Below are 24,185 nucleotides of genomic sequence, written 5' to 3'. Positions count from 1 at the left end.
GAGGATGGACGGTTGGTAAAACTGAGTTAAAGCAAAGCCCTAATTGAAATTGACTTGATAGCAATGCCCGTCTTGCCTACTTCCGGTCGCATGCTGCGGCGTGACCAGCACGCCCTCCAGTCGGCCTATGGCCGGGTGCGAGAGGATATACAGACCCTGGGGGATGATCGGTGCGAGCGGCCCCAGGAAGGACAGCAGAAAGGGTACGCGTGGACTGAGCTGCGGTGCGTGCCAGGTGGGCTTCTCCACGGCAGAGATCAGCTGCAGGGCGAGGGTGTTGCCTTCGCTGTCCTCCAGTGACCAGTCCTGGTTGACCGTGGGGGCGAAATCGGCGTGGCTGAGTTTGTCCAACATATAAGTGTGCCTACGGTAGATGCGCGCCCGGCTCGTGGGACGAGCAGGGCGCGCGGTGCATCAGGGGCGGCTGGGGAAAATACCGTTGATGGCGATGATGTAGTTCAGGGTGACGAAGGGTGGCACGGTGGGCACCGTGACTGGCACGGTTACCGCCACCGGCAAGGCTTGGCCGCCACCGGTATTGGCATTGGCCACCGTACCGCCACCGGCAGGCACACTGACCGAGAAGGGCTTGAGCGTGGCATTTGCGGCTGCCGAGCTATAGACCTTGGCGGGGGTATTGCCGGTCAGGCCTTTGCCCAGCACCAGGGTATTGCCCGGCGTGTTGTTGTCGGCATTGTTGGTGGCATCCACGGGTATGGCGATATCCACATTGCTGCTGCCACCACCAGGGGTAAAGGTGGCGGTATGGGTGTGTGCAGGCAGGTTGTTGACGCCGATGGTGACGCTACCCGAACCGGTGGCTGCGACGGTGGCGCTGGCCGCGCCGCCGATCTGGCCTACGGTTGTCATGTTCTGGGTGCCCATGGGTACCTTGTTGCGCAGATCTGGCAGGGCAAAGGTGGTGGTGCCATTGCCGCCGTAGGTCACGCCCAGCAGCGCAAACAGGGCCTGGTTCTGGCTGATGCTGATCAGCGAACCGTCGCAGAGTGCCCAACCTTGGGGCACCCATGGTATGGGCCACAGTATGATTTGACCGAGTATGGGATCCATCTTTCCTCCATCTAGTGGTTTGTTGCGGGTGGGAAACGGGAAGCGGCAGTAAGGGGCTTACGCCATGGCCTGGGCGCAGCGCGACAGCGATAGACGCTGGCGGCGCCGGTATCAGGCCTGGTGGCGGGCAAGGTAATGGGGGTGTGCGTGCAGTGGACGCGGGTGTTCGCAGAACCGACAGGTATGCATGACCTTCCTCCCAGACTTGGCGACTCTACCGGTGGTGAGTCGATCTCTTTTCCGCGCATCAAGCGGGATGCGTGGTACTGCGGGCTGGTGCACCGACAGCGTATGCCGGGTTTAGCCCCTACCTTGATAGTGCAGACCCGTATGGATGGCAAGGTGGCCTGTGGGGAATCGCGCGGTGAGTCTCGTCGGCCTGCTGCGGTGGTGGGCAGCAATTGTGCTGCCTGGCTGACGTGGCGGGTCTATTGTTAATCTAATTCATTCTGTTAGCTGTGGGCGGCGGGAGGAGAGATGGACAGGCGTCGGTTTCTGGCCTGGGCTGCCTGCGCGGCCCCTGGCCTGATGGCAGTGGCAGAGCCGCTGCGGCCTGTGGTCATGGCCACGGGCGAGTGGCCGCCCTATACCTCGGCCTCGTTACCTGGCAATGGCTTGCTATGCGATCTGGTCGAACAGGCCATGGTCAGGGCGGGGGCTAGGCCGGTGTGGCGGTTTGTCAGCTGGCCCATGGTGGAAAAGCTGGTGCTGGAGGGGCAGGCGCTGGCGGGACTGCCCTATGTGCGTACGCAAGAGCGGGCACAGCGCTTTGATTACAGTGTGCCCTTGCACGCGGGCCGCACCATGCTGTTCTACCGTGTGGGCTCACCTGCCCAGCAGGGACATCCCAAATCGCTGGCAGAGCTGTCGCGCTACAAATTGGCTGGGCCGCGCGGCTATTGGTGGGAGGCCGAGCTGAACCGCATGGGCGCCGAGTTGCTGTATACCTCGGACGAAGCGGCGGCTTTCAAGGTGCTGGCAGCTGGCCGGGTGGATTTTGTGCCGCAGGATGAGCTGGTGGGCTTGTCGGTTATCGCGGCGACTTTGCCGGGTAGGGTGCAGGAGTTCGGCGCCATGCCGCTGCCTGTGCCCCAGGCCAATGAGCAATTGCATCTGATTCTGTCCCGGCGCTATCCGCAGGCGGCCGAGTGGCGCCTACGCCTGGACAAGGCACTTACCGAGGTGCTGGCGGAAGGGCAGCTGGACACGGCCATTGCGGCCTACAAGGCCAGCCAACAGACCGCGCCCTAGCGGTTCATCGCGCCTGCGGGCGTGCGCATTGCGGCGGCCACTGTCGACACGGCATTGCCTAGGGTGGATCGTGCTCAGGGCCAGTTCATGGTCTTGTCACCGTGTTGTTCGCCGCCTTGCCGGATGAAGGGCAAGGCGCTTAGAGCCTGTTCAAAGCCTTTTCGCCACGTCGTTCGCAGCCTTGCCGGATGAAGGGCAAGACGCAAGCCGTGCAGCGGTACGGGTACCGTAAGCGGCTTGCAACGCCGCCGTTCGCCGGCAAGGCTGCGAACGACGTGGCGAAAAGACTTTGAACAGGCTCTTAGGTTTCCAGGGCGCGCAGGTGCTTGCGTACTGAGAAGATTGCCCCCGTCAGGCTGAGAGCCACCACCACGATCAATGCCATCAGCAGGTCATGCCATTGCGGCAGGCCCAGCTTGAACTGCTCGCCATACAGTGCCGCCAACTGGTCTACCGGGGTCGCCAGGCGCCCCAGGCTGATGGCTACCAGCCCCAAACCCACCAGGCCACCCAGCAAGCCTTGCAAGGCAGCGAAATACAGGAAGGGGCGGCGGATAAAGCTATCGGTGGCGCCAATCAGCTTGCTGACCTCGATTTCTTCGCGGCGCGTCAGTATCTGCATCCGTATCAGGTTGGCGGTCACCAGCAGCAGGCCTGCGCCAAACAGGGCGGCAATGGTCACCGTGGCTTCGCGACCCAGGTTGATGAACGAGGCCAGGCGGCGTGCCCATTCCGAATCCATCTGCACATGCTCTACCGCCGGGTCGGCCTTCAGCCGGTTGGACAGGGCCTCCAGCGTGGCCGGATTGCCGTCCTTGAGTGTCAGGCTGAAGGCGTCGGGCAGGGGGTTATCGCCCAGGCCGGCCAGTAGCTCGGCCATGCCGCTGGATTGCTCCAGATCACGCAGGGCCTGCTGCTTGCTGATATGGCGTACTTCGGCCACGCCGGGCTCCTGGCCCAGCAGGGTCTTGATGCGATTGATATCGGCCTGGCTGGCGGTAGTTTGTAGAAACACGCTGGCCTCCGGCTCGGTAGGCAGGCGGCCGGCAAGCTGGCTGAGGTTGCCGATCAGGGTGTACAACCCCAATGGCAGGGCGACGGCGATGCCGACCACCAGCAGATTGAGGCTGGAGGCCAGCGGGCTGGTGGCGAACAGGCGCAGGGTGGAGCCCAGCGCCAGACGGTGCAGATTGAGCCAGTGCTTCATGCTGGGTGATTCCTCACTGGGTGAACTGGCCTTGGTTGAGACGCAGGATGCGGCGGCCATAGTCCGCCATCAGGGTTTCGTCGTGGGCCGAGATGACGATGGTGACACCTACCTGGTGGAAGCTCTTGAACAGCTCCATGATGTCCAGCGCATAGGCGCGGTCCAGGTTGCCGGTGGGTTCGTCGGCCAGGAGTATGCTGGGACGATGGACAACGGCACGGGCAATGCACAGGCGCTGCTGCTCGCCGCCCGAGAGCGAGATGGGGCTCATCTTCTCGCGGCCCAGCAGGCCAACCTTGTCGAGCGCCGCACGGGCACGGCGGGCGGCCTCGCGGCGGTCGTAGCCGACGATATCGAGCGGCAGCATCACATTGTCGAACACACTGCGGTCGAACAGTATCTTGTGATCCTGGAAGATCAGGCCGATATGGCGGCGCAGATAGGGCACGGCGCCGCGACGTATGGCGGCGAGATTCTGGCCGTTGACCACCACCGAGCCGGCGCTGGGCTTGTCTATGCCGGCGATCAGCTTGAGCAGGGTGGATTTGCCGGCGCCGGAATGCCCGGCCAGAAACACCAGCTCCCCGGTTTCTATCTGGAAGCTGAGGTTCTTCAAGGCCTCGTAGCCGCCGGGGTAGCGCTTGCTGACTTGGTTGAACTGGATCATGGGCGGGTCAGGGTCTGGGCTCGGTGTAGGTCAAACGGGGCCGTGGCAGGCGACCGGGCGGCGGCGCACTGCGCTGGCGGCTTGGAGCGGCTCTTACTCTATCAGGGCGTCCACATAATCCTTGGCTTCAAACGGGCGCAGGTCATCAATGCCTTCGCCCACACCGATAAAGCGCAGCGGTATGGCTTTCTGCTTGGCGATGCCGGCAATCACACCGCCCTTGGCCGTGCCGTCCAGCTTGGTCAGTACCAGGCCAGTCAGGCCCAGGGCATCGTCAAAGGCCTTGACCTGTTGCAGGGCGTTCTGGCCGGTATTGGCGTCCAGTACCAGCAGTATCTCGTGCGGGCCACTGGGGTCCGCCTTGGCGATCACCCGCTTGACCTTGGCGATCTCGTCCATCAGGTGCAGCTGGGTAGGCAGGCGGCCTGCCGTGTCTGCCAGCACGATATCTATGCCGCGGGCCTTGGCTGCGTTGATGGCATCGAAGCAGACGGCGGCGGAATCGCCGCCATCCTGGGCAATCACGGTGACGTTGTTGCGCTCGCCCCAGGCCATCAGTTGCTCGCGCGCAGCGGCGCGGAAGGTATCGCCCGCTGCCAGCAGCACGCTCTTGCCCTGGCCCTGAAAGTACTTGGCCAGCTTGCCTATGCTGGTGGTCTTGCCGGCACCGTTCACCCCGGCCACCATGATGATGTAGGGCTTGTGGCCCTCGACCTGCAAGGGTTTTTCCAGCGGGGCAATCAGGTCGGTCAGGGCGCCCTTGAGCGCGCCGCGCAGCTCGCTGGCATCCTTGAGGCCAGCCAGGCTGACCCGCTGCCGCACATCCTTGAGCAGGTGCACGGTCGCATCCACGCCCATGTCGGCGGTCAGTAGCACGGTCTCCAGTTCTTCGTAGAGGTCCTCGTCGATCTGGCCTCCGCCGAACAGGGCGGCCAGCTCCTTGCCCAGCTTGTCGCGGGTCTTGGCCAGGCCGGCCTTGAGCTTGTACTGCCAGACTTCACGCGAGGCCTGTGCCACATCCTTGGCCAGCACCGTCACATCGGTATTCAGTACCTCGACGGTCTTTTGCCAGAACGACTTGTCTTCTGTGCTGGTGCTGGCGGCGGGTGCCGGGCTCGGCACCGTAGCTGGCGCGGCTACCGGAGCCGCTACTGGCGTGGCGGCAGGTTCTGCGGGCGCGGCATCGGGCGTAGGTGCGGGCTGTGGGGTGGCGGGTTTCTCGCCGCCCACCAGTTCGCCGATATCGGTATTGAGCGCTTTCCAGAGCTTGCTGCCCCAGCCGGCGGAGGGATTCTGCGTATTTTGATTGTCGGACATCTATGGGTGCATCTGATTGATATTGCGTATGAAACCGGGAGTGCCGGCAAGATGGGGTAGGATTCTAGCTTTCCTGAGCCCTGTTATGAACTATTTCGCCTTGTTGCGGGGTTTTCTATGCACGCCCTTGCACTGGTGCGGTGCCCCATAAAGGGCCAGGAATACGGCGCCAGGTGGTTTGCTGGCGTTGTAGCAGCGGTCCTTGCCTTATGGCAGGTGCCGTTAGATTACTGACTTTTTCGACAGCCCAGCATGCCCAAGCTCGCGCCCAAGACCTCCAAGCCGGTACGTGGTACCAATCAGCTACGCATTATCGGCGGCGAGTACCGCCGCCGCATCCTGCCTTTCCCTGACAGCGAGGGGCTACGCCCAACGCCGGACAGGGTCCGTGAAACCCTGTTCAACTGGCTGGGGCAGGAGCTGCATGGGCAGCGCTGCCTGGACCTGTTTGCCGGCTCCGGCGCCCTCGGCTTCGAGGCTGCATCGCGGGGGGCCGCCAGGGTGGTGATGGTGGAGCAGGCTAGGCCCGTGCTGCAGGCCCTGCGCAGCAACCAGCAAAGCCTGGGGGCGCAGGCGGTCGATATCGTGGCGGCTGACGCACTGGCCTGGCTGGCGCGCTGTACTGAGCAGTTCGACGTGATCTTTCTCGACCCACCCTTCGCCGGCGATCTGCTGCCCAAGGTACTGGCCCTGCTGCCGCCCATCATGGCGGTGGATGCACATGTCTATGTAGAGACGGCAAGCTGGCCTGTTCTGAGCGGCTGGACACGCTTGCGCGAGGGCAAGGCAGGCGTGGTGCAGTATGGTTTGCTGCAATGGGGTGGTGAATCGGCAGCGAGCTAGCGGGCAGGCTTGCGGGCATAAGTGTGGGGAGCACAAGTTATGAAGCACGGGCTCTCCCTTGGGCATACTGGTGCATCCCCAACCCCAGGAGCATTGCAGCATGTTCAAGGTCAATGAGTATTTCGGCGGCACAGTAACGTCCATCGCCTTTGCCATGGCAGAAGGGCCCGCCACCATTGGTGTGATGGCCCCCGGTGAATACGAGTTCGGCACCAGTCAGCTGGAAATCATGCACGTGATAGCCGGCGCCCTGTCGGTGAAGCTGCCAGGGCAGGACGCCTGGGAGACGTTTGCGGCAGGGAGCCGGTTTACTGTGCCGGCGGACAGCAGGTTTCAGTTGAAGGTGGGGCAGGAGACGGCCTATCTCTGCGAATACCGCTGAATTAACAGGGCATAGGCCTACTGCGCGCCCCCATCCCGGCCCTGTGATGCTCGCCGTACTCAAGTACGGCTGTGCTTCTCGAACCGGCCTGGCGGCGCTCGCTACGGCCTCTGCCCTGTTATTGTGGGTTTGCCTAAGTGACCTAAGGCGCGGCCCCATCCCGGCTCTGCGATGCTCGCTGTACTCAAGTACGGCTGCGCTTCTCGAACCGGCCTGGGGGTGCTCGCTACGGCCTCTGCCCTGTTATTGTGGGTTTGCCTAAGTGACCTAAGGCGCGGCCCCATCCTGGCTCTGCGATGCTCGCTGTACTCAAGTACGGTTGCGCTTCTCGAGCCGGCCTGAGGGCGCTCGCTACGGCCTCTGCTCTGTTATTGCGTGGGTGCGTTGAAGAGCAGGTCGATCGCACGTCTCCATCCCGGCCCTGCGATGCTTGCTGTACTCAAGTATGGCTGCGCTTCTCGAACCGGCCTGGTGAGCCTCAGGTCGCACACACAAACAAAAAACGCCCAACTCGATTGAGCGGGCGTTTTTTTGTGGCTGCGGTCCGGCTTATTCCACTGCGGCTTCTTCGGTTTCCTCTTCCAGCGCCGCATCGGCGGGCGGAATGGCCAGTTGCCATGGCAGCGGGATGTGGGTGCCGTTGACTTCCAGGCGGCCGTTCTTCCATACGGCACTGCTGCTGAGCAGGTCGCCATCGGCACGGATAAGCTTTTGTTCCAGCAGCTTGCGGATCTGGCTTTCCATCAGGTTGCGTGCCAGGTTGTCCAGCTCTTCGGTCTCGGGCTGTTCGCCTTCCTCGGTGTCGATGGCGATGGCGCCGCGAGCCTGCCAGAGGGCGACGGTTTCGATGACCTGCTTGGGTACTTGCAGATCGGCATTGGCCTGGAGTTTTTCCAGCAACAGCAGGGGGCTGTCCAGGTCTTTTTCCTCGAAGCCCTTGAGCGTGACGTTGGCCTTGAGCTTGACTTCGCCCTCGGGCAGCTTGACCGACAGCTCGTTCAGCGACAGCTCTGGGTTGTTCTTCAGCAGGGGCAGGCCGTCCTTGCGGAACAGGGCCAGCATCTGGGTGGCCTGCTCGCCGGGATCCTTGACCTCGCGCTGGATCTTGTTGGCGGCTAGGCTCAGCTTGGCCAGGGTAGGGCCATGCAGATGGTTGGCCGAGACAGACAATTTGGCCGGGCCATAGGTCTTGCTGTTGAGCGCCAGGCTGCTGACAACCACGTCGCCGCTGGAGTTGATGAACTCGCCCTCGGCGACAGTCTTGACCTGATAGCTCAGGCCGGCCAGCTTGACGTCAACCGGCTGCTCACCCTCGGTTTGCTTGAAGGTGGCCGAGGCTAGGCTCAGTTTGCCCTCGCCCAGCATCAGGCCGGCTTGGCCGCGGGTATTGTGCGATTCGAAGCGCAGATCCTTGATATCCAGCGTGCCCTTGGGGCCGGCTTCAAAGTGCAGGCCAGGGGCGACGGCGACGATGTCTATCTTGTTGAAATCACCGCCATAGCTGATGGTGGCATCCAGGCCTTGCCAGACCGATTTCACCTTGGCCAGGGTTTCTTCGTAGGTGAAGCTCGGCACCTTAATGGCGAAGACACCATCGTCGTTGAACTTGATGCGGTTCTCGATCTGCAGCGGACGCTGGTCGCCGAACACCTTCTTGAGCAGGGCCTGGGTGTCGGCGCTGAAGGCGATATCTGTGGTGACGGCGGCCTTCAGGGGCGAGAAGTCGCCGGACATCAAGAGCGGCAGCGGGCCGTGCTTGATGGTCTGGGTGTAGGTCAGTTCCAGCTTGGCGCCGCCCATTTCTTCCAGCTTGAGCATCTGGTAGGGGGCCAGCAGGTTGGGGGCAACCGCGATGGTGGTGCGCTCGGTCGAGCTGAATACGCCACGCTCGTAGACGCGCGATTTCACGACAAAATAAGGCAGGTCGGCGATCAGCTGGTGTTGCTTGGCCAGCGTGGTCTCGGCTTGCTTGCCGGCCCACCAGCTGGTTCCGGTGTAGGCGGCGGCTGCGCCGATGACGACGGCCAGGGCAATGACTAAGGGCTTCTGCTTCACGGTACGACAGGCCTTTCTGCACAAATGAATGGAAGCGGGCTGCTTGGCAGCCCGCAGATAGCGTATGGCTTAAATATTGCGGGCAAGTTCGACGGCGCTGCCGATATAGCTGGCCGGTGTCAGCGCCAGCAGGCGTACCTTCTCGGATTCAGGGATAGCCAGGGTCTTGATGAAGGCGTGCAGGGTGTCGCGATTGATGCCGGCCTTGCCGCGCGTCAGATCCTTGAGTTGCTCGTAGGCATTGGGGACGGCATAGCGGCGCATCACGGTCTGGATGGGTTCGGCCAGGACTTCCCAGTTGGCGTCGAGGTCGGCGGCCATGGCATTGGGGTTGGCTTCCAGCTTGTCCAGGCCCTTGCTGGCCGAGGCGTAGCCCAGCAGGGTGTAGCCCAAGGCCACGCCCATATTGCGCAGCACGGTCGAGTCTGTCAGGTCGCGCTGCCAGCGGGAGATGGGCAGCTTCTGGCTCAGGTGGGTCAACATGGCATTGGCCATGCCCAGATTGCCTTCGGAATTCTCGAAGTCGATGGGGTTGACCTTGTGCGGCATGGTGGAGCTGCCTACTTCGCCTTCCTTGACCTTCTGCTTGAAGAAGCCCAGGGAGATGTAGCCCCAGATATCGCGGTTCATGTCGATGAGGATGGTGTTGACGCGGGCAAAGTCGTCATACAGCTCGCTCATGTAGTCATGCGGCTCAATCTGGATGGTGTAGGGGTTGAAGCTGATGCCCAGCGATTCAACAAAGCGGCGGGCAAAGCCGGGCCAATCCACATCAGGGTAGGCCGACAGGTGCGCGTTGTAGTTGCCTACCGCGCCATTGATCTTGCCCAGCAGCTCGACCTCGGCGATGCGCTTGTGCTGGCGCTCCAGCCGGTAGGCGATATTGGCCAGTTCCTTGCCCATGGTGGTTGGGGTGGCAGGCTGGCCGTGGGTGCGCGACATCATGGGCTTGTCGGCCAGTTCGTGCGCCAGGGTCTTGAGACGGGCAACGATATCGGCGAGCTTGGGCAGCATGGCTGCGCGGCCGGCTTTGAGCATCAGGGCATGCGACAGGTTGTTGATGTCTTCCGAGGTGCAGGCAAAGTGCAGGAACTCGGTGACCGGGCCGATTTCGGGATTGCCTGACAGGCGTTCCTTCAGCCAGTACTCAATGGCCTTGACGTCGTGGTTGGTGCGGCTCTCGATGGCCTTGACCTCTTCGGCGTGGGCCTCGGAGAAGTTGCTGACGACTTCGTCCAGCTCGGCCACGGTGGCGTCAGAGAAGCTGGGCACCTCGACGATGCCGGGTTCATTCGACAGGGCTTTGAGCCATTCGACCTCCACCTTGACCCGATGCTTGATCAGCGCGTACTCGCTGAAGCAGTCGCGCAGGGCATTGACCTGCTTGTGATAGCGGCCGTCTAGCGGGGAAAGGGCAGTCAGGGTGGAAAGCGTCATGGGGGCAGAAAATCCAATCAAAACAAGCGCAGGATTCTATCACGCCAGGGCGTGCCGCCGGGCGTGACACCATGTAAAAAGCGGCCCTTGGGCCGCTTTTTAATCCGGGATTAATGCCGATTTAATCCACGGCCTTATTTTTTGCTGACCCGGATATTGCCGTTGTAGGTGCCGGCCTCGGTGATGTAGACCAGTGGCCCAGACAGGCGCATGGCGCCGTCCTTCTCGCCTAGCGTCAGTACGTAGCTGGCGTTGTTCTGGTGTTTGACATTGAGCTTGCTGCCATCAAAGGTGGCGGGCGCAAAGGCTTCGGTCAGGTCGCCATAGGGGGTGTCGAACATGGTGGCGCGGCCGACCACATTGGCGCCATCCAGCTTCTCGATGACGATGACGGTCTTACCTTCGTAGCCCATGCTGTCTATGGTCCACTTGCCTTCCCAGTTGCCGACGATGGGGGCGGTGGCCGTGGCGGGCTGGGTTGGCTCCACCTGTTTGACGATCTCGGCGGGCTTGGAGCTGGGGGCGGGCGTGATGGCTGCGGGTTCTACAGGCTTGGCGGGCTCGACCGGCTTGGGTGCCGTCACGACAGGGCTGGCGGGTTTGGCGGGCTCGGACGGGGTGGTGGCACAGCCGGCCAGCAGCATCAAGGCGGCGACCAGGCTATAGGCAGAAAAACGGGTCATGGTGGTGTCTCCTGATAAGGGGAATGTCATGCCGTGCATGATGGCATGACGGCCGAGCGCTTGCTAGACCGTGCCGCCTCGGCGGGCTTGATGCAATGGTTATAGCTGAACCATTTCCAGGTGCTTGAGGCTGCGGCCCAGAAAGCGTTCGCCCACGGTCTGAAAGCGCAGGGGGATATCGGTTACATAGTAGCGATAGGTGGGTTCCTGCCGCTGTGGATTGGCCAGATCCAGCTCCACCAGCTTGGCGGCTACCTGCTCGGCCACGCTGACTGCGGAGTCCACCAGCCGTATCTGGCTGCCGACTTCCTGCGCCAGCAGCGGCTTGAGCAGCGGGTAGTGGGTGCAGCCCAATACCAGGGTGTCGATTCCTTCCGCCAGCACGGGCTTGAGGTATTCCTGCACTGTCATGCGGGTGACGGGATGATCCAGCCAGCCCTCTTCCACCAGGGGGACCAGCAGCGGGCAGGCCTGGGAGTAGACGCGGGCCTCGGCGTTCAGCGTGTGCACGCCACGGGCATAGGCATTGCTGTTGACGGTGGTCGGCGTGGCGATCACCCCGATGGCGTGATTGCGGCTGACGGCCACGGCATTGCGGGCGCCGGCGTCTATCACGTCGATGACCGGGATATTGACGCGGGCTCGTATCTTGTTGGCCGCCACCGCCGAGATGGTATTGCAGGCGATGACCAGCAGCTTGACCTCCTGCTGCATCAGGAAATCGACGATCTGCTGGGTGAACTGTTCTATCGTGGCAACCGATTTGACCCCATAGGGGACGCGGGCGGTATCGCCGAAATAGACGATGTCCTCAAACGGCAGGCGCTCCATCAGCGCCCGGGTGACGGTGAGCCCGCCTATGCCGGAATCAAAAACACCTATGGGTCGGGAGGCAAGCTGGGAGGGCATGGGGCAGTCTGGCGGGAGCGGGTTGCGGTAGGCGCGGGATTCTACGCCTGCAGTATAGGGGGTCAATCAGGGCTCGCTTGCCGTGCGTGCCTGGTGTTGCTGCAAGGCCCAGGCGACATGCTCGCGCACCAGCTCGCTGGGGTCGTCCTGACGCTGCTGCAGGGAGGCCAGTACGGCAGGTGTGCTGGGGGCGTTACCCAGACCAACGGCAATATTGCGCAGCCAGCGCTCGTGGCCTATGCGATAGATGGCGGTGCCGGCCAGGCGCTGGTTGAACTCGGTCTCGCTCCAGCCAAACAGCGTCACTAGGCTGACTGCATCAAGCCCATTGCGGACCGCGAAATCGGCCTCGCTGCTATCGACGGCAAAGCGGTTCCAGGGACAGACCAGTTGGCAGTCATCGCAGCCATAGACGCGGTTGCCTATCAGTGGGCGGAACTCGGCCGGAATGCTGCCCTTCAGCTCGATGGTGAGGTAGGACACGCAGCGGCGTGCATCGACCCGGTAAGGGGCGACGATGGCGCGGGTGGGGCAGATGTCGATGCACTTGCTGCAGCGGCCGCAGTGCTCCTGCACCAGGGGCGGATCGATGGGCAGGGGCAGGCTGACAAACAGTTCGCCCAGAAAGAACATTGAGCCATGCTCGCGGGTCAGCAGCAGCGTATGCTTGCCCCGCCAGCCCAGGCCTGCCCGCACGGCGGCTTCGACTTCCATGACCGGGGCGGAGTCGACAAAGGCGCGGTAGCCCAGGGCATGGCCGGCGGCCTGGATGCGCTCCGCCAGTTTCTGTAGGCGATTGCGCAACACCTTGTGATAATCGCGTCCCAGCGCATAGCGCGAGATGAAAGCCGCTTCGCCGTCGGCCAGTACCGCTTCGCTGTCGAGCGCGTGCGGTGCGCGGTAGTTCATGCGTAATGAAATGACGCGGCGGGTGCCCGGCACCAGTTCCGCAGGCCGGGCACGTTTCAGGCCGTGACTGGCCATATAATCCATCTCGCCATGCTGGTCGGCAGCCAGCCAGGCTTGCAGGTTTTGTGCTGCGGCCGGGCCGAGGTCGGCGTCGCCTATCTGGACCGCATCAAAGCCCAGCTCTGCGGCCCAGCGTTTGATGTCGCTGGCCAGTGCTGTCCAGTCCTGTTCGTCCTTAGTTGGAATATCCCCATGCATAGCCAAGATCATACCCTGACTGCCTACCTGCCCGATGAAGCTGCGACCCTGGCCATGGGCGAGGTGCTGGCGCAAGCGCTGCGGGGCGGGCTGGTGGTGTTTCTGGAAGGCGATCTGGGCGCAGGTAAAACCACGCTGACGCGGGGCATACTGCGGGGACTGGGCCATTCAGGCCGGGTTAAGAGTCCGACCTATACACTGGTTGAACCTTACGTGGTTTCTAACTTATACTTCCATCACTTTGATTTATATAGGTTTGCCGATCCGCTGGAATGGGAGGATGCAGGCTTTAGGGAAATGTTCAATCCCGACAGCATTTGCATGGTGGAGTGGCCGGAAAAAGCACAGGGTTTATTGCCTGTGCCGGACTGGACCATCAGCCTTGTTCCCCAGGATGAAGGACGGGCATTTCGCCTCCTTACCGGTACCTTGCTCGGAGCATCATGTCTCGCAACCTTGACCGCTTCCGCCCAGACGCGACCCGCCGCTTGATGCTGCAGGGCGCCGTGGCGACGCTGCTGTTTGGCATCGCCCCTCGCGCCTTTGCTGGCAGCGCCGTGGTGGCCGTCCGTGTCTGGCCGGCCAAGGCCTATACCCGCATCACGCTGGAATCCAGCGCGCCGCTCAAGTTCAACCAGTTCATGGTGCCGGATCCGGCGCGCCTAGTCGTGGATCTGGAGGGGGCCGACTGGGGCAGTGAACTGGACAAGATAGCCCAGCGCATCGGTACCGATGATCCCTATGTGCGCCAGCTGCGTGCCGGCCGGTTCAAGCCGGGGACGGTGCGGGTGGTGCTGGATCTCAAAACCGAGGTCAAGCCCCAGGTGTTTACCCTGGAACCATTTGGCGAATACCAGCACAGGCTGGTGATCGATTTGTACCCCGCCCAGCCGGATGATCCACTGATGGCCTTGCTGAACGACGGCAAGGGCATGCCCGACAAACCGGCAGCAGCCCCCGAGAAGCCGGCGGCCAAGCCGCAGGGTGAGGCGACTGAGCGGGACAGGCTGGAAGTCAGCCGGCTGGTGACGATAGCCATCGATCCCGGCCACGGTGGCGAGGACCCGGGCGCAGTGGGCGCCGGCGGAACCTATGAAAAGACGGTCACGCTGTCCATAGGCAAGAAGCTCAAGGCGCTGATAGACAAGCAGCCCAATATGCGGGCAGTGCTGACCCGTGATGATGACTATTTCGTGCCCTTGGCACAGCGTGTGGGCAAGGCGCGCAAGGTGGGGGCGGATCTGTTCATGTCCATTCACGCCGATGCCTTCGTCAAGCCCAATGCCCGTGGCTCGTCGGTGTTTGCCCTGTCGGAGCGCGGTGCGACCAGCACGGCGGCACGCCTGCTGGCGCAAAAGCAGAATGAGTCGGACCTGATAGGCGGCGTGAAATTCGATGTGCGCGACCGCCACCTGGCCCAGACCCTGCTGGACCTGACCCAGACGGCGACCATCAACGACAGCCTCAAGCTGGGCAAGGCCATGCTGACCGAGCTGGGCGAGATCAACCGGCTGCACAAGCCCCAGGTGGAGCAGGCCGGTTTTGCCGTGCTGAAGGCGCCCGATATTCCCTCAGTGTTGGTGGAGACGGCCTTTATCTCCAATCCCGAGGAAGAAAAGAAACTGGCCGACGAGGGTTACCAGGACAAGATGGCGGAAGCGCTGCTGAGCGGCATCAAGCGCTATCTGGCTAAAAACCCGCCCCTTTCGCGCAACAAGATGGCCTGATCACCTCCCGTGCCGCCCGTGGCTGCTGCATTGCACGCGGGCGGTGTCCAGATTCCCTGCTAGGACTGTTCCCATGTTGAAACCAGGCAAGCTGTTTGCCGTCGCCACCATCTGCACGCTGGTCGTGATGCGTGCACTGCTGATGGGTGCCAAGCCCCGTACCAGGCCCTGAGAACGTTTTTGTCTACGATCCTCTGAGGGCGTTATCGACGGCGGCGATCAGCTTGGCAGCGGTGAAGGGTTTGACCACAAAGCCTGCTGCCCCCAGGCTCATGGCGGACTTGACCCGGGGTAGGGTGGCTTCGCTGCTGATCATGATGATGCGTGGCGAGCGCTTCATGCGCTTGAGGGTGGCCAGCACATCCATGCCGCTGGAGCCGGGCAGGTTGATGTCCAGCAGCACCAGATCGGGCTGCTTGTCCTGGCAGCCCTTCAAGCCCTCTTCTCCCGAGCCGGCCGCGCCTGCGTGATCGAGCCCGGCATCGGTCAGTATGCCCCGTATCAAGGAGCGCAACACGCTATCGTCATCAATGACGTAGAAGGTGGGTTTGTTCCCGGTCATGCGCTTCTCCCAAAGCGGCCTGAGGCCGGCTGATATACTGCGGGCTCAGCCCCGAGAATCGATTTCTGATGTCACGTATACGCCCCTTGCCCGACCATCTCGTCAACCAGATCGCTGCTGGCGAGGTAGTGGAGCGACCCGCCTCGGCTCTGAAGGAGTTGCTGGAAAACAGCCTGGACGCGGGTGCGACCACTCTCAGCGTAGACTTGGCGGAAGGGGGAAGCAAACTGATACGGGTGACCGACGATGGCGCCGGCATTGCCCGTGACGAATTGAGCCTGGCGCTCAGCCGGCATGCCACCAGCAAGATAGCCAGCCTGGAAGACCTGCACCGGGTGCGCACCCTGGGTTTTCGGGGTGAAGGCCTGGCCAGTATTGCGTCGGTGTCGCAACTGCTCTTGAGCAGCCGCGAAGCCGGCTCGTCCCAGGCCTGGCGGGTCGAGGCGGACAACGGCAGCATCCATGAGGCGGAGCCGGCATCGCTGTCGGCAGGCACTTCGGTCGAGGTGCGCGACCTGTATTTCAATGTGCCGGCGCGCCGCAAGTTCCTGAAAACCCCCGCCACCGAATACGCCCATTGTGAGGATGCCTTCAAACGCATTGCCTTGTCGCGCCCCGACCTGGCCTTGACCTTGACCCATAACGGCAAGGTGCAATGGCGGTTGAAGGCAGAGACTGCCAGCGAGCGCATGCGTGCCGTGCTGGGCAATGAGTTTGCCGACACCATGCTGACCATAGAGGCTCAGGCGGCCAGCCTGCGTCTGACGGGTTTTGCCGGTTCGCCCACCGTGTCGCGGGCCAGCCGCGATGCCCAGTTTGTCTTCGTCAATGGCCGGTTTGTGCGTGACAAGGTGGTGCTGCATGCCGTGCGCGAGGCTTATCGCGACGTGTTGCATCTGGATAGGCAGCCCCTGTATGTGCTGTTTATCGAGCTGGACCCGGAGGCAGTGGACGTGAACGTACACCCCACCAAGACTGAGGTGCGGTTTCGTGAGTCGCAGGCCATCCACCGTTTTCTGTTCCACGCCCTCAACAAGGCCTTGGCCGAGACCCGGGCGGGTGCAGCTGTATCCGCTGAGGCGCCGGCCCAGCCCGACGGTGGCCCTAGCAATGTCGCCTATGCGCCCACTTTCCAGCAGATGCGCATGCCGCTGGGCGTGCAGGAGTCGGCTGCAGGCAATTTCTACGGCACCCTGTTCGCCGGAGTGCGTGAGGCGGAATGGGCGGCGCCCCTAGAGGCGCCCGCCAGCTCGGCGTTGCAGCCGCAGGCACCGCCACTGGCTGGCTATCCTGCCCGACCTTTGCCCAGCAGCGACGACGACCTGCCGCCGCTTGGCTTTGCCCTGGCGCAGTTGCATGGCGTGTATGTGCTGGCGCAGGCCCGCGATGGCTTGATCGTGGTGGATATGCATGCGGCACATGAGCGGGTAGTGTACGAGAAGCTCAAGACCGCCCTGGATACCGACAGGCTGCCTACCCAGCCGCTGCTGATACCGCTGGCCTTCCCGGCAGACCGGCTGGATGTGGCGACCGTGGAAGAGCACGCCGAGGCGCTCGGCCTGCTGGGGTTTGAAATGGCCGTCATGGGGCCGACCCAGCTGGCAGTGCGCTCCATTCCCATGCTGTTGCGCGACGCCGACCCGGTAGAGCTGGCTCGCTCGGTGCTGGCCGATATCCGCGAGGTAGGCGCCAGCCGCGTACTGACCGAAAAACGCGATGCCCTGCTGGCCAGCATGGCTTGCCACGGGGCTGTGCGGGCCAACCGCAGCCTGACCCTGCCAGAGATGAATGCCCTGCTGCGCGAGATGGAGGCCACCGAGCGCAGCGGCCAATGCAACCATGGCCGGCCGACCTGGTTCCGGCTCAGCATGAACGAGCTGGACAAGCTGTTCATGCGGGGGCAATAGCATGAGCGTGCTGTTGCTGACCAAGCTGACCTTGTCGCCGCTGCTGATCGGGCTGGCCAGCCTGGCGGGCAGACGCTGGGGGCCGAATGTGGCGGGCATGCTGGGTGGGCTGCCCATCGTGGCGGGGCCGCTGGTGGTGGTGCTGTGGCTGACCCAGGGCGAGCACTATGCCGCCCAGGTGGCTTTATCCTCACCCGCCGGGGTGTGGGGCAATGTGGCCTATATGCTAGGGGTGGGCTATGCCAGCGCCTATCTGCGCTGGCCCGGTGCCATCCTGGCCGGCTGGGGGGCTTATCTGCTGATGGCCTTCGGCGTTTATGGGCTGGGCCTGGCGGAATCGCGCTGGGTGGCCGTGCTGGTGGTGGCCGGGCTATGGCTGGCGGCCACCCGGCTCTTGCCCAAGCCGCGCGCCGCGCCCCCTGCGGCGACCTTGCCGCGCAGCGAACTACTGGTGCGCATATTGGCGGCGGCCTGCCTGGTGTTCGGTTTGTCTACCGCCTCGCCCTTGCTGGGGCCTGCGCTGACCGGTGTGTTTGCCGGTGCGCCGGTTGCCGCTACGGTCATCCCGGCCTTTACCTATGCCAATGCGGGCCGCGATGCATTGCTGCTGGCCTTGCGCGGTTTCTTGACCGGCCTGATGGGGTTTGCCGTGTTTTTTCTGGTGCTGGCCGAAACCATCGCGCCACTGGGCTGGTGGGCCTTGCTGGTCTCGGCGCTGGCTGGTGGTGCGGTGGGCTGGCTAGCCACACTTTGGGCGAGGAGATCGGCATGAGTACTCTGCCACCTGCAATTTTCCTGATGGGCCCGACGGCCAGCGGCAAGACGGCGCTGGCGGTGGAGCTGGCGCAGCGCCTGCCCGTCGAACTGATCTCGGTCGATTCGGCCCTGGTCTATCGCGATATGGACATCGGCACGGCCAAGCCCGATGCGGCCACGCTGGCGGTGGCGCCGCACCACCTGATTGACATCATCTCGCCGCTGGAGACTTACTCCGCCGCGCAATTCCGCCACGATGCCCTGCAGCTGATGGCCGAGATCACCGCTCGCGGCAAGGTACCGCTGCTGGTTGGGGGCACCATGCTGTACTTCAACGCCCTGCAGCACGGCCTGCACGACCTGCCCTCGGCAGACCCGGCCATACGCCAGCAACTGGAAGCCGATGCGGCAGCCGAGGGGTGGCCGGCCATGCATGCCAGGCTGCAGCAGATAGACCCGGCTACCGCCGCGCGGCTGGCCCCCAATGACAGCCAGCGCATAGGCCGGGCGCTGGAGATTTTTCTGGCGTCGGGACGCACCATGGCCTCCTTGCTGGCGGAGCAACGACAGGTGGAGCCGCTACCTTATGCCCTGACCCGGCTGGCCTTGATGCCGCCAGACAGGGCGGAGCTGCATGCACGCATCGCGCTACGGTTTGAGCAGATGCTGAAGGAGGGGCTGATCGACGAAGTGGCAGGCCTACGCCGGCACTACCCCGAGCTTGAACCAGAGATGCCATCAATGCGCTGTGTGGGCTACCGGCAAACCTGGGACTATCTGGAAGGAAGGCTGGACTACAAGGAACTGTGCGAGCGGGGCATTTATGCCACGCGGCAACTGGCCAAACGGCAGATTACCTGGTTGAGGGGGATGGCGGCAGATGGTGGGGTGATCCCCCTGGAATCTGCTTCGGCGATACAGGGTATAGAATTGCCGACGCCGTGATCGTGGGTTAGTCAGCTGACTTGATGCTTAGTAAACAAAATGCCACACATGGTGTGGCATTTTGTTTTGGTGCGACCACCCAAAGCAAAACCGGGCAATGGCGGTTTCGCTTGGGTTGATGACTACGATGCCTTTTTACTTCTTGTCGCCGATGTATTTGCCCAGGAAGTTTTCAACCTGCTTGGCAAAATCGACCTGATTTTCCAGTTTGGTCCAACCATGGCCTTCGCCAGCATAGACTATCCACTCGACAGGCGTGCCTTGCTTGCGCAGCTTGTCCCGCATCTTCTCGCCATGAACCAGTGGCACGCGGATGTCTTCGGAGCCGTAGGCCATCATGACGGGTTTGGTGATACGCGATGCATTCTCCAGGGCAGAAGATTTCTTCATGTACTCCACATCTTTATCTGGATCGCCATGCAGGTCCTTTTGACGATAGCGTGACCAGGCACTATCGGCAGTATCAGACCAGGCAACGCTGAAGAGCATGTTGATGTCCGTCACGCCAACAAAGTTGATGCCGCATTGATAGAGATCAGGGTCTTTCACCAAACCGTACATCGTGGCGTAACCACCATAGCTGGCGCCCATGATGCAAACGCGCTTGGGGTCGACTATGCCTTGTTTGACCAGCCAGTTCACACCGTCGGTAATATCATCCTGCATGGCTAGGCCCCATTGCTTCCAGCCCGCGCGGTGCAGCTTCCAGCCCAGTCCTGTGGACATACGGAAGTTGGGTTGCAGCACGGCGTAACCACGCGAAGCCATGTGCTGTACAGAAGGATCGAAGCCCCAGCTATCGCGGGCGTGCGGACCACCGTGGATGAATGCTACCAAGGGCAGGTTCTTTGCTGCCTTGTCCTTGGGTAGTGTCAGGTAGCCGGGAATGGTCAGGCCATCACGGGCGACATACTTGACAGTCTGCATCGGTGACATCTGCTCGGGGTTGATCTCTGGCTTGTAGGACAGCAATGGCTCCAGCGTGCTGGTTGCTGCCTCATAGAGGAAGGCACGACCCGGTTCGATATCCGATGAAGTGGTGACCAGCATGCGCTCGCCACGTTTTTGGATGGTATTGAGGCTGCCAGGGAAGGTGGCATCGAACTCTGCCTGCCATTTGGCCCATTGCTCATTGAAATAATGGATCTCTGGCTTATGCGCATTGATGCTGATGCCTACTATCTTACGGCTGGCTGCGTCACGGATGATACCCTGCTGGAAATCGGCTTCGGGGTGGCGGAACAGTAGTTCCTTGGGTTTTCCAGCTTCGAAGTCCCAAGTGTAGAGACCGTCGGTGTCCTCCTTGTTACGGCCCACGACCAGCATGGTCTTGTCGTCGGCATCGAAGGCGATAGGCGCATAGCCTTCATCGTCCATCAGGTATTCCGTGATGGTCCGCCATGCAGCATCGTTGTTCTCGCGATAGCTGACTTTGTATTTGAACCTGCCGGTTGCCTTGTCACCGTAAAAAGATACGGCGGCACGTACCTGCTTCTTGCTGTCCACCACCCATTCGGCAACCTTGCCTGGATTGTTGAAGGTCAGCAAACGAGTACGACCATTGCTCGTGTCCATCAGGTAGACGTCGCTATTGCCAAAGTCATCCTGCCCTGCGCCGGGACTGCGTTTGCTACTGGTCACCAGTATGTCGTTGCTGCCATCCTGGGGGACATCCAGCACGCTAATAGACATCTTTTCGGCAAGATTACGGAAACCGCTACCGTCCGCATTGATGGCGAACGGGCCCTGACCGCGGGCTTGTTCCATGGTGCCCTTGGTATCCTGGACGTGGAACATCAAACGGTTGTTATTGATCCAGCGGACACCGGATGCATCCCACAACTTGCTGGAGGCCAGGACATTGGCTTCGCGTGTTTTCAGGTCGATTACTGCCAGAGCCAGACGACCGTTAACCGGGGTAATCACCGACAGCTTGTCGCCGTTGGGTGACAGTACGGGGGAGCCATATTGCGGGCGAGTGAAAAAGTCCTCGATGGGGACGAGCTTGGGCTCGGCTGCTGCATATGACAACGGGGCGGTCGCGAGCAGCAGGCCCAGGGCAATGCTGTGCAGGATTCGGTGTTTCACCGTGCTTCTCCAATCAGGTGCCGTGATGTGTAGGGGCATCAAAATCATGCGGCAGAATAAAAGATGGCGCCGAAACAGAGTTCCGGCGCCTATCGTTACAGCGTGCTCTTAGTAGAAGGTGTAAACCGCGCTGGCTTGGAAGTAACGACCCATGGAATCATGCAACGGGGCGTAGTAATTCCGGCCATTGGTGTAGGGGAAGAACGGTGGCTTGCGGTCGAAGGCATTCTTCACTGCACCGCTCAGTATCACGTTCTTGAAGCCCCTGTAGCTGCCGCCGATGTTCACCGTGGTGAAGCTGGCGATATCACGGCAAAGTTCCTCGTAACCTTCCGCGATAAAGCGGCAGGTTTCGTTCGGCGAGCCAACGGCGCCCATCTTGCCAACATAGCGTGCATCGGCAGACAGCGACCATGGACCCTGCTTCCAACCCACGCCCAGGCTACCTTGCAGACGAGGCTGGCCCGAGGTGCCGATGTACTGCAGCATTGGGTCATTCGGCGTGGGGGCCGTGCGATAGGACTGCACATATTGCAGGTTCAGCGAGGGTTCGATCTTACCGTAGGCGCCCAGGTTGAAGCGGCCGCGAAGATCCATGTCCACGCCCTTGACGTCGGTCACGGAGACGTTGGTCAGCAACAGCTTGACTAGAGTGATTTCGCCCTTGGTAGCGCCGTTGGCAGCGTCTGCAGCTGTCAGCGGATCGCGCACGATGACCGTAGCAGGGTTATTGGCAAACAAGGCTTCGTTAGCCAGTACTGTGGTCAGGTCGTACGTCGAAATTTCATTCTTGCGCTTGATACGCCAGAAGTCGACCGACATATTGAAGGACTGGTTGGGTTCCCACACAAAACCGTAGGTGAAGCTTTCACCCTTTTCTGGCCCGAGGTTGGGGTTGGAGCCACTCTGGTAGGGGCTTTGCGCATTACAGCCTTCCTTGAAGCTGGCATTGCAGCGTGCCGGATCCTGGAAGGAAATAAAGGCGTTCGAGATAGCTGTCGAGTTTTCCACCAGGGTGGGAGCGCGGAAGCCTTCTGCATAGGTGCTACGCAGAACCAGCGACGACCAGGGGGTCCACTTCAGGCCCAGCTTGGGGGTGGTCGACTTGCCGTAGTCCGAGTAGCGGTCGTGGCGTGCGGCCAACTGTGCTTCCAGATTGCTCAGAATAGGAATATTCAACTCGCTATATATCGAGCGGATATTGCGGCTATTCGACATGGGCGGCGGCAGTTCGGCGCTATGGTACAGCTCACCGGCTACGGCGTTTGGATCTGGATTGGTCTCCAGGCTTTCGCGACGTGCTTCCACACCGACTGCCATGGACAAGGGACCAGCAGGCAGTTCAAGCAACTCGCCGCTAGCCTTTGCGTCCCACAAGCTCATGGAGGACTTGTAATGACTGGCACTGTTTGTGACCAGGCTGGGATAGAGAGCAGCATTGCCGGCTACATCGCCGAACAAGAACTTGCCGGTCTGTACGGCTTCGATGAACTTGGAGTTCAGCAGACCGCCAGTGGCACGTGATTCCACTTCGCTGGAGTTGGTCAGGATGGCAGTTTCCCAATCCCAGTTACCCAGTACACCCTTGGCACCAACCAGGTATCGACCGAAGTCAGTGGTGTTCTGCTGGCCCTGTGCCGGCAGGTTCTTCAGCTGCGAACGCAGGCGTACCGTACCGTTGCCACCGGCCAAAGTCTTGCCATCAGGGCCGATCAGCTCTTGTGGATATTGTGGGTGGGTAATGGGCAGGGCACCAATTTCCTGGCCCAGTTGCATGGCAACCCAGTGCAACTGGCCGGTTACGCGTGCCTTGTTCTGGGTGCGCATGACTTCGGCCCATACCTTGGTATCAGCATTCGGCTGCCAGTTGAATACCGAGGTCAGCGAGAAGCGATCGCTTTTGCCACCAGAGTTGAAGTCAGCGTCCTTCAGGTCATCGAATACACAGACCTTGCCGCCAGGCATGCCGCTGGCGCCGAAGAAGTCAGCGGCATCGACCTGCTGATCGGCCGGGCAGGCTTTGCCGTCAATGGGGCGGGCATTGAACTTGCCGGTGGCCTTGTCGGTCCAGTAGATATTGCCTGGTGCGGTATACAGGTTACGCTGGTCGGAATACCCATAGGCGCGCAAATCCTGCGTGCCAATGTAGCCGCCGCGGTTCTTCAGGAAGGAAGGCTTTTGCTGGCGGATGTCCAGGGTGGCGAAAGCATTGAAGTGCTGTTCCGTCAGGTTGCCGTAGCCAAAACTGGCGGTTGCTCGGGCAGTCTCGCCGTCGCCGACTTCGGATTCGCCATAGGAAGCGCCAATTTCCAGGCCTTCATAGCTTTCCTTCAGAATGATGTTAACCACGCCGGCCATGGCTTCCGAACCATAAATAGCCGATGCGCCGTCCTTCAGCACTTCGATGCGATCAACCGCACCCATGGGCAGGGTGTTCAGGTCAACGAAAGTGGTCTGGAATTCGGGTTGGGCGTAGGCAGCAAGACGGCGGCCATTGATCAGCATCAGGGTGGCTTGGCTACCCAGACCACGCAGGTTGAGACCGGAAGCGCCTGCGGTAAAGCCGCTGGTGCGGTTCTCATCGATACCACCAACGTTGACGGAAATGTTGCGCAGCACTTCAGTCAGCGTCGTGGCACCACCACGCTTCATCTGCTCATTGGTAATGATCATTACCGGCGAAGCGGTCTCGCGCGAGATGCGCTTGATGTTGGAGCCGGTAACAGTGATCTTTTCGACCTTGGGCTCAGGTGCCGCAGTGGCGGGATCGGCCGCATGGGCGGCGAGGCAGAAGCCAACGCTGGATAAGGCGATGGCAAGGCAGTTGAACTTCATCTGGTGATACTCCCCTAAGGTGTGCGAGGCGGGTTTTCCTGAATTGCCAGATAGGCATTCGTGCGTATTCCGCAACCCGTGCAAGCTACCATTCAGGTGTGGTTCAGGAGAAATATTGTCTCCTTATTGCAGTGGTAGTGTTGGGTAATCGCGACGAACCGATGGCGCCCGCGAGGCTTGCTGCCGACTGCAATCACGAAGCACTAAAGGGGTGAGTTGCTGCCTGCTTGGGTCAAGATGCTTTCGTATTTTGTCATGCAGATTCTGAGCGCATCTGATGCACTGCATAAGGATGTGGTAAATAAAATGGCCCTCGAATCCGAGGGCCATTTTTTAAGCGGAGTGCTGCCTAGGGCCTTTGGTGGCCCTTTGACTT

The 24,185-nt window shown here is 61.6% G+C and carries 21 protein-coding genes; 8 read left to right on the top strand and 13 right to left on the bottom strand.

The window, feature by feature from the left end; all coding sequences use genetic code 11:
• Positions 1-39: 39 nt before the first annotated feature.
• Positions 40-354 carry a DUF6916 family protein gene (locus tag QWZ03_RS13895; protein ID WP_290333266.1) on the bottom strand — a complete coding sequence of 105 codons (315 nt, stop codon included), beginning with the start codon at positions 352-354 and terminating at the stop codon, positions 40-42.
• Positions 355-414: 60 nt separating this feature from the next.
• A complete protein-coding gene (locus QWZ03_RS13890) occupies positions 415-1,071 on the bottom strand; it encodes a phage tail protein (protein WP_290333265.1) in 657 nt (218 codons plus the stop codon).
• 477 nt (positions 1,072-1,548) lie between these two features.
• Between QWZ03_RS13890 and QWZ03_RS13885 the strand changes: the two genes are divergently transcribed.
• Complete coding sequence (locus QWZ03_RS13885) at positions 1,549-2,322, top strand: substrate-binding periplasmic protein (RefSeq protein WP_290333264.1); 774 nt, start codon at positions 1,549-1,551, stop codon at positions 2,320-2,322.
• Between the two features lie 301 nt (positions 2,323-2,623).
• Here QWZ03_RS13885 and ftsX read toward each other — a convergent pair whose 3' ends face one another.
• From ftsX to ftsY, 3 genes are all read right to left on the bottom strand, one after another.
• Positions 2,624-3,529 (bottom strand): permease-like cell division protein FtsX, encoded by a 906-nt coding sequence (gene ftsX / locus QWZ03_RS13880; protein ID WP_290333262.1) that lies wholly within the window; start codon positions 3,527-3,529, stop codon positions 2,624-2,626.
• A 13-nt stretch (positions 3,530-3,542) separates the two neighbouring features.
• Positions 3,543-4,196: a cell division ATP-binding protein FtsE gene (gene ftsE / locus QWZ03_RS13875; protein ID WP_284194885.1), complete on the bottom strand. Its 654-nt coding sequence runs from the start codon at positions 4,194-4,196 to the stop codon at positions 3,543-3,545.
• A 93-nt stretch (positions 4,197-4,289) separates the two neighbouring features.
• Positions 4,290-5,513: a signal recognition particle-docking protein FtsY gene (gene ftsY / locus QWZ03_RS13870; RefSeq protein ID WP_290333261.1), complete on the bottom strand. Its 1,224-nt coding sequence runs from the start codon at positions 5,511-5,513 to the stop codon at positions 4,290-4,292.
• 252 nt (positions 5,514-5,765) lie between these two features.
• On the opposite strand from ftsY, the gene rsmD reads away from it, so the two are divergent.
• A complete protein-coding gene (gene rsmD, locus QWZ03_RS13865; protein ID WP_290333260.1) occupies positions 5,766-6,356 on the top strand; it encodes a 16S rRNA (guanine(966)-N(2))-methyltransferase RsmD in 591 nt (196 codons plus the stop codon).
• Positions 6,357-6,456: 100 nt separating this feature from the next.
• Positions 6,457-6,738, top strand: a complete 282-nt coding sequence (ppnP, locus tag QWZ03_RS13860) for a pyrimidine/purine nucleoside phosphorylase (protein WP_290333259.1) — start codon at positions 6,457-6,459, stop codon at positions 6,736-6,738.
• 549 nt (positions 6,739-7,287) lie between these two features.
• Here the strand turns inward: ppnP and QWZ03_RS13855 are convergent.
• The 5 genes from QWZ03_RS13855 to queG all read right to left on the bottom strand — a co-directional run bounded on the left by QWZ03_RS13855 (position 7,288) and on the right by queG (position 12,989).
• Positions 7,288-8,793: a YdgA family protein gene (locus QWZ03_RS13855; protein WP_290333258.1), complete on the bottom strand. Its 1,506-nt coding sequence runs from the start codon at positions 8,791-8,793 to the stop codon at positions 7,288-7,290.
• 69 nt (positions 8,794-8,862) lie between these two features.
• Complete coding sequence (purB, locus tag QWZ03_RS13850) at positions 8,863-10,230, bottom strand: adenylosuccinate lyase (RefSeq protein ID WP_290333257.1); 1,368 nt, start codon at positions 10,228-10,230, stop codon at positions 8,863-8,865.
• 134 nt (positions 10,231-10,364) lie between these two features.
• Positions 10,365-10,913: a hypothetical protein gene (locus tag QWZ03_RS13845; protein WP_290333256.1), complete on the bottom strand. Its 549-nt coding sequence runs from the start codon at positions 10,911-10,913 to the stop codon at positions 10,365-10,367.
• 99 nt (positions 10,914-11,012) lie between these two features.
• Positions 11,013-11,822, bottom strand: a complete 810-nt coding sequence (murI, locus tag QWZ03_RS13840; protein WP_284194878.1) for a glutamate racemase — start codon at positions 11,820-11,822, stop codon at positions 11,013-11,015.
• A 66-nt stretch (positions 11,823-11,888) separates the two neighbouring features.
• On the bottom strand, positions 11,889-12,989 hold the full coding sequence (gene queG / locus QWZ03_RS13835) for a tRNA epoxyqueuosine(34) reductase QueG (RefSeq protein WP_290333255.1): 1,101 nt from the start codon (positions 12,987-12,989) through the stop codon (positions 11,889-11,891).
• Here queG and tsaE point away from each other — a divergent pair.
• Both tsaE and QWZ03_RS13825 read left to right on the top strand, forming a co-directional pair.
• Entirely contained in the window at positions 12,984-13,481 is a 498-nt protein-coding gene (gene tsaE, locus QWZ03_RS13830) for a tRNA (adenosine(37)-N6)-threonylcarbamoyltransferase complex ATPase subunit type 1 TsaE (RefSeq protein ID WP_284194876.1), read from the top strand. The genes queG and tsaE overlap by 6 nt on opposite strands.
• Entirely contained in the window at positions 13,433-14,716 is a 1,284-nt protein-coding gene (locus tag QWZ03_RS13825; RefSeq protein WP_290333254.1) for an N-acetylmuramoyl-L-alanine amidase, read from the top strand. Before tsaE ends, QWZ03_RS13825 begins: the two co-directional genes overlap by 49 nt.
• 184 nt (positions 14,717-14,900) lie before the next feature.
• Here the strand turns inward: QWZ03_RS13825 and QWZ03_RS13820 are convergent, their stop codons facing one another.
• On the bottom strand, positions 14,901-15,278 hold the full coding sequence (locus QWZ03_RS13820; RefSeq protein ID WP_290333253.1) for a response regulator: 378 nt from the start codon (positions 15,276-15,278) through the stop codon (positions 14,901-14,903).
• A gap of 68 nt (positions 15,279-15,346) precedes the next feature.
• Here QWZ03_RS13820 and mutL point away from each other — a divergent pair, with 68 nt between their 5' ends.
• The 3 genes from mutL to miaA are packed head-to-tail and all read left to right on the top strand — an operon-like array spanning position 15,347 to position 18,886.
• Complete coding sequence (gene mutL, locus QWZ03_RS13815) at positions 15,347-17,185, top strand: DNA mismatch repair endonuclease MutL (RefSeq protein ID WP_290333252.1); 1,839 nt, start codon at positions 15,347-15,349, stop codon at positions 17,183-17,185.
• Position 17,186: 1 nt separating this feature from the next.
• The gene (locus tag QWZ03_RS13810; protein ID WP_290333251.1) at positions 17,187-17,957 is read left to right on the top strand and encodes a hypothetical protein; all 771 of its coding nucleotides are present in this window, start codon (positions 17,187-17,189) and stop codon (positions 17,955-17,957) included.
• Complete coding sequence (miaA, locus tag QWZ03_RS13805) at positions 17,954-18,886, top strand: tRNA (adenosine(37)-N6)-dimethylallyltransferase MiaA (protein WP_290333250.1); 933 nt, start codon at positions 17,954-17,956, stop codon at positions 18,884-18,886. The genes QWZ03_RS13810 and miaA overlap by 4 nt, the downstream gene beginning before the upstream one ends.
• A 135-nt stretch (positions 18,887-19,021) precedes the next feature.
• Here the strand turns inward: miaA and QWZ03_RS13800 are convergent, their stop codons facing one another.
• Entirely contained in the window at positions 19,022-20,974 is a 1,953-nt protein-coding gene (locus QWZ03_RS13800; RefSeq protein ID WP_290333249.1) for an alpha/beta hydrolase family protein, read from the bottom strand.
• 108 nt (positions 20,975-21,082) lie between these two features.
• Positions 21,083-23,809 carry a TonB-dependent receptor gene (locus QWZ03_RS13795; RefSeq protein ID WP_290333248.1) on the bottom strand — a complete coding sequence of 909 codons (2,727 nt, stop codon included), beginning with the start codon at positions 23,807-23,809 and terminating at the stop codon, positions 21,083-21,085.
• Positions 23,810-24,185: the final 376 nt, after the last annotated feature.

The organism is Chitinimonas viridis (assembly GCF_030409555.1).
In the GTDB taxonomy this organism is placed as follows: domain Bacteria; phylum Pseudomonadota; class Gammaproteobacteria; order Burkholderiales; family Chitinimonadaceae; genus Chitinimonas; species Chitinimonas viridis.
The sequence above is the reverse complement of the archived record's forward strand: the minus strand, read 5'-3'. Positions and strand labels throughout refer to the sequence as shown.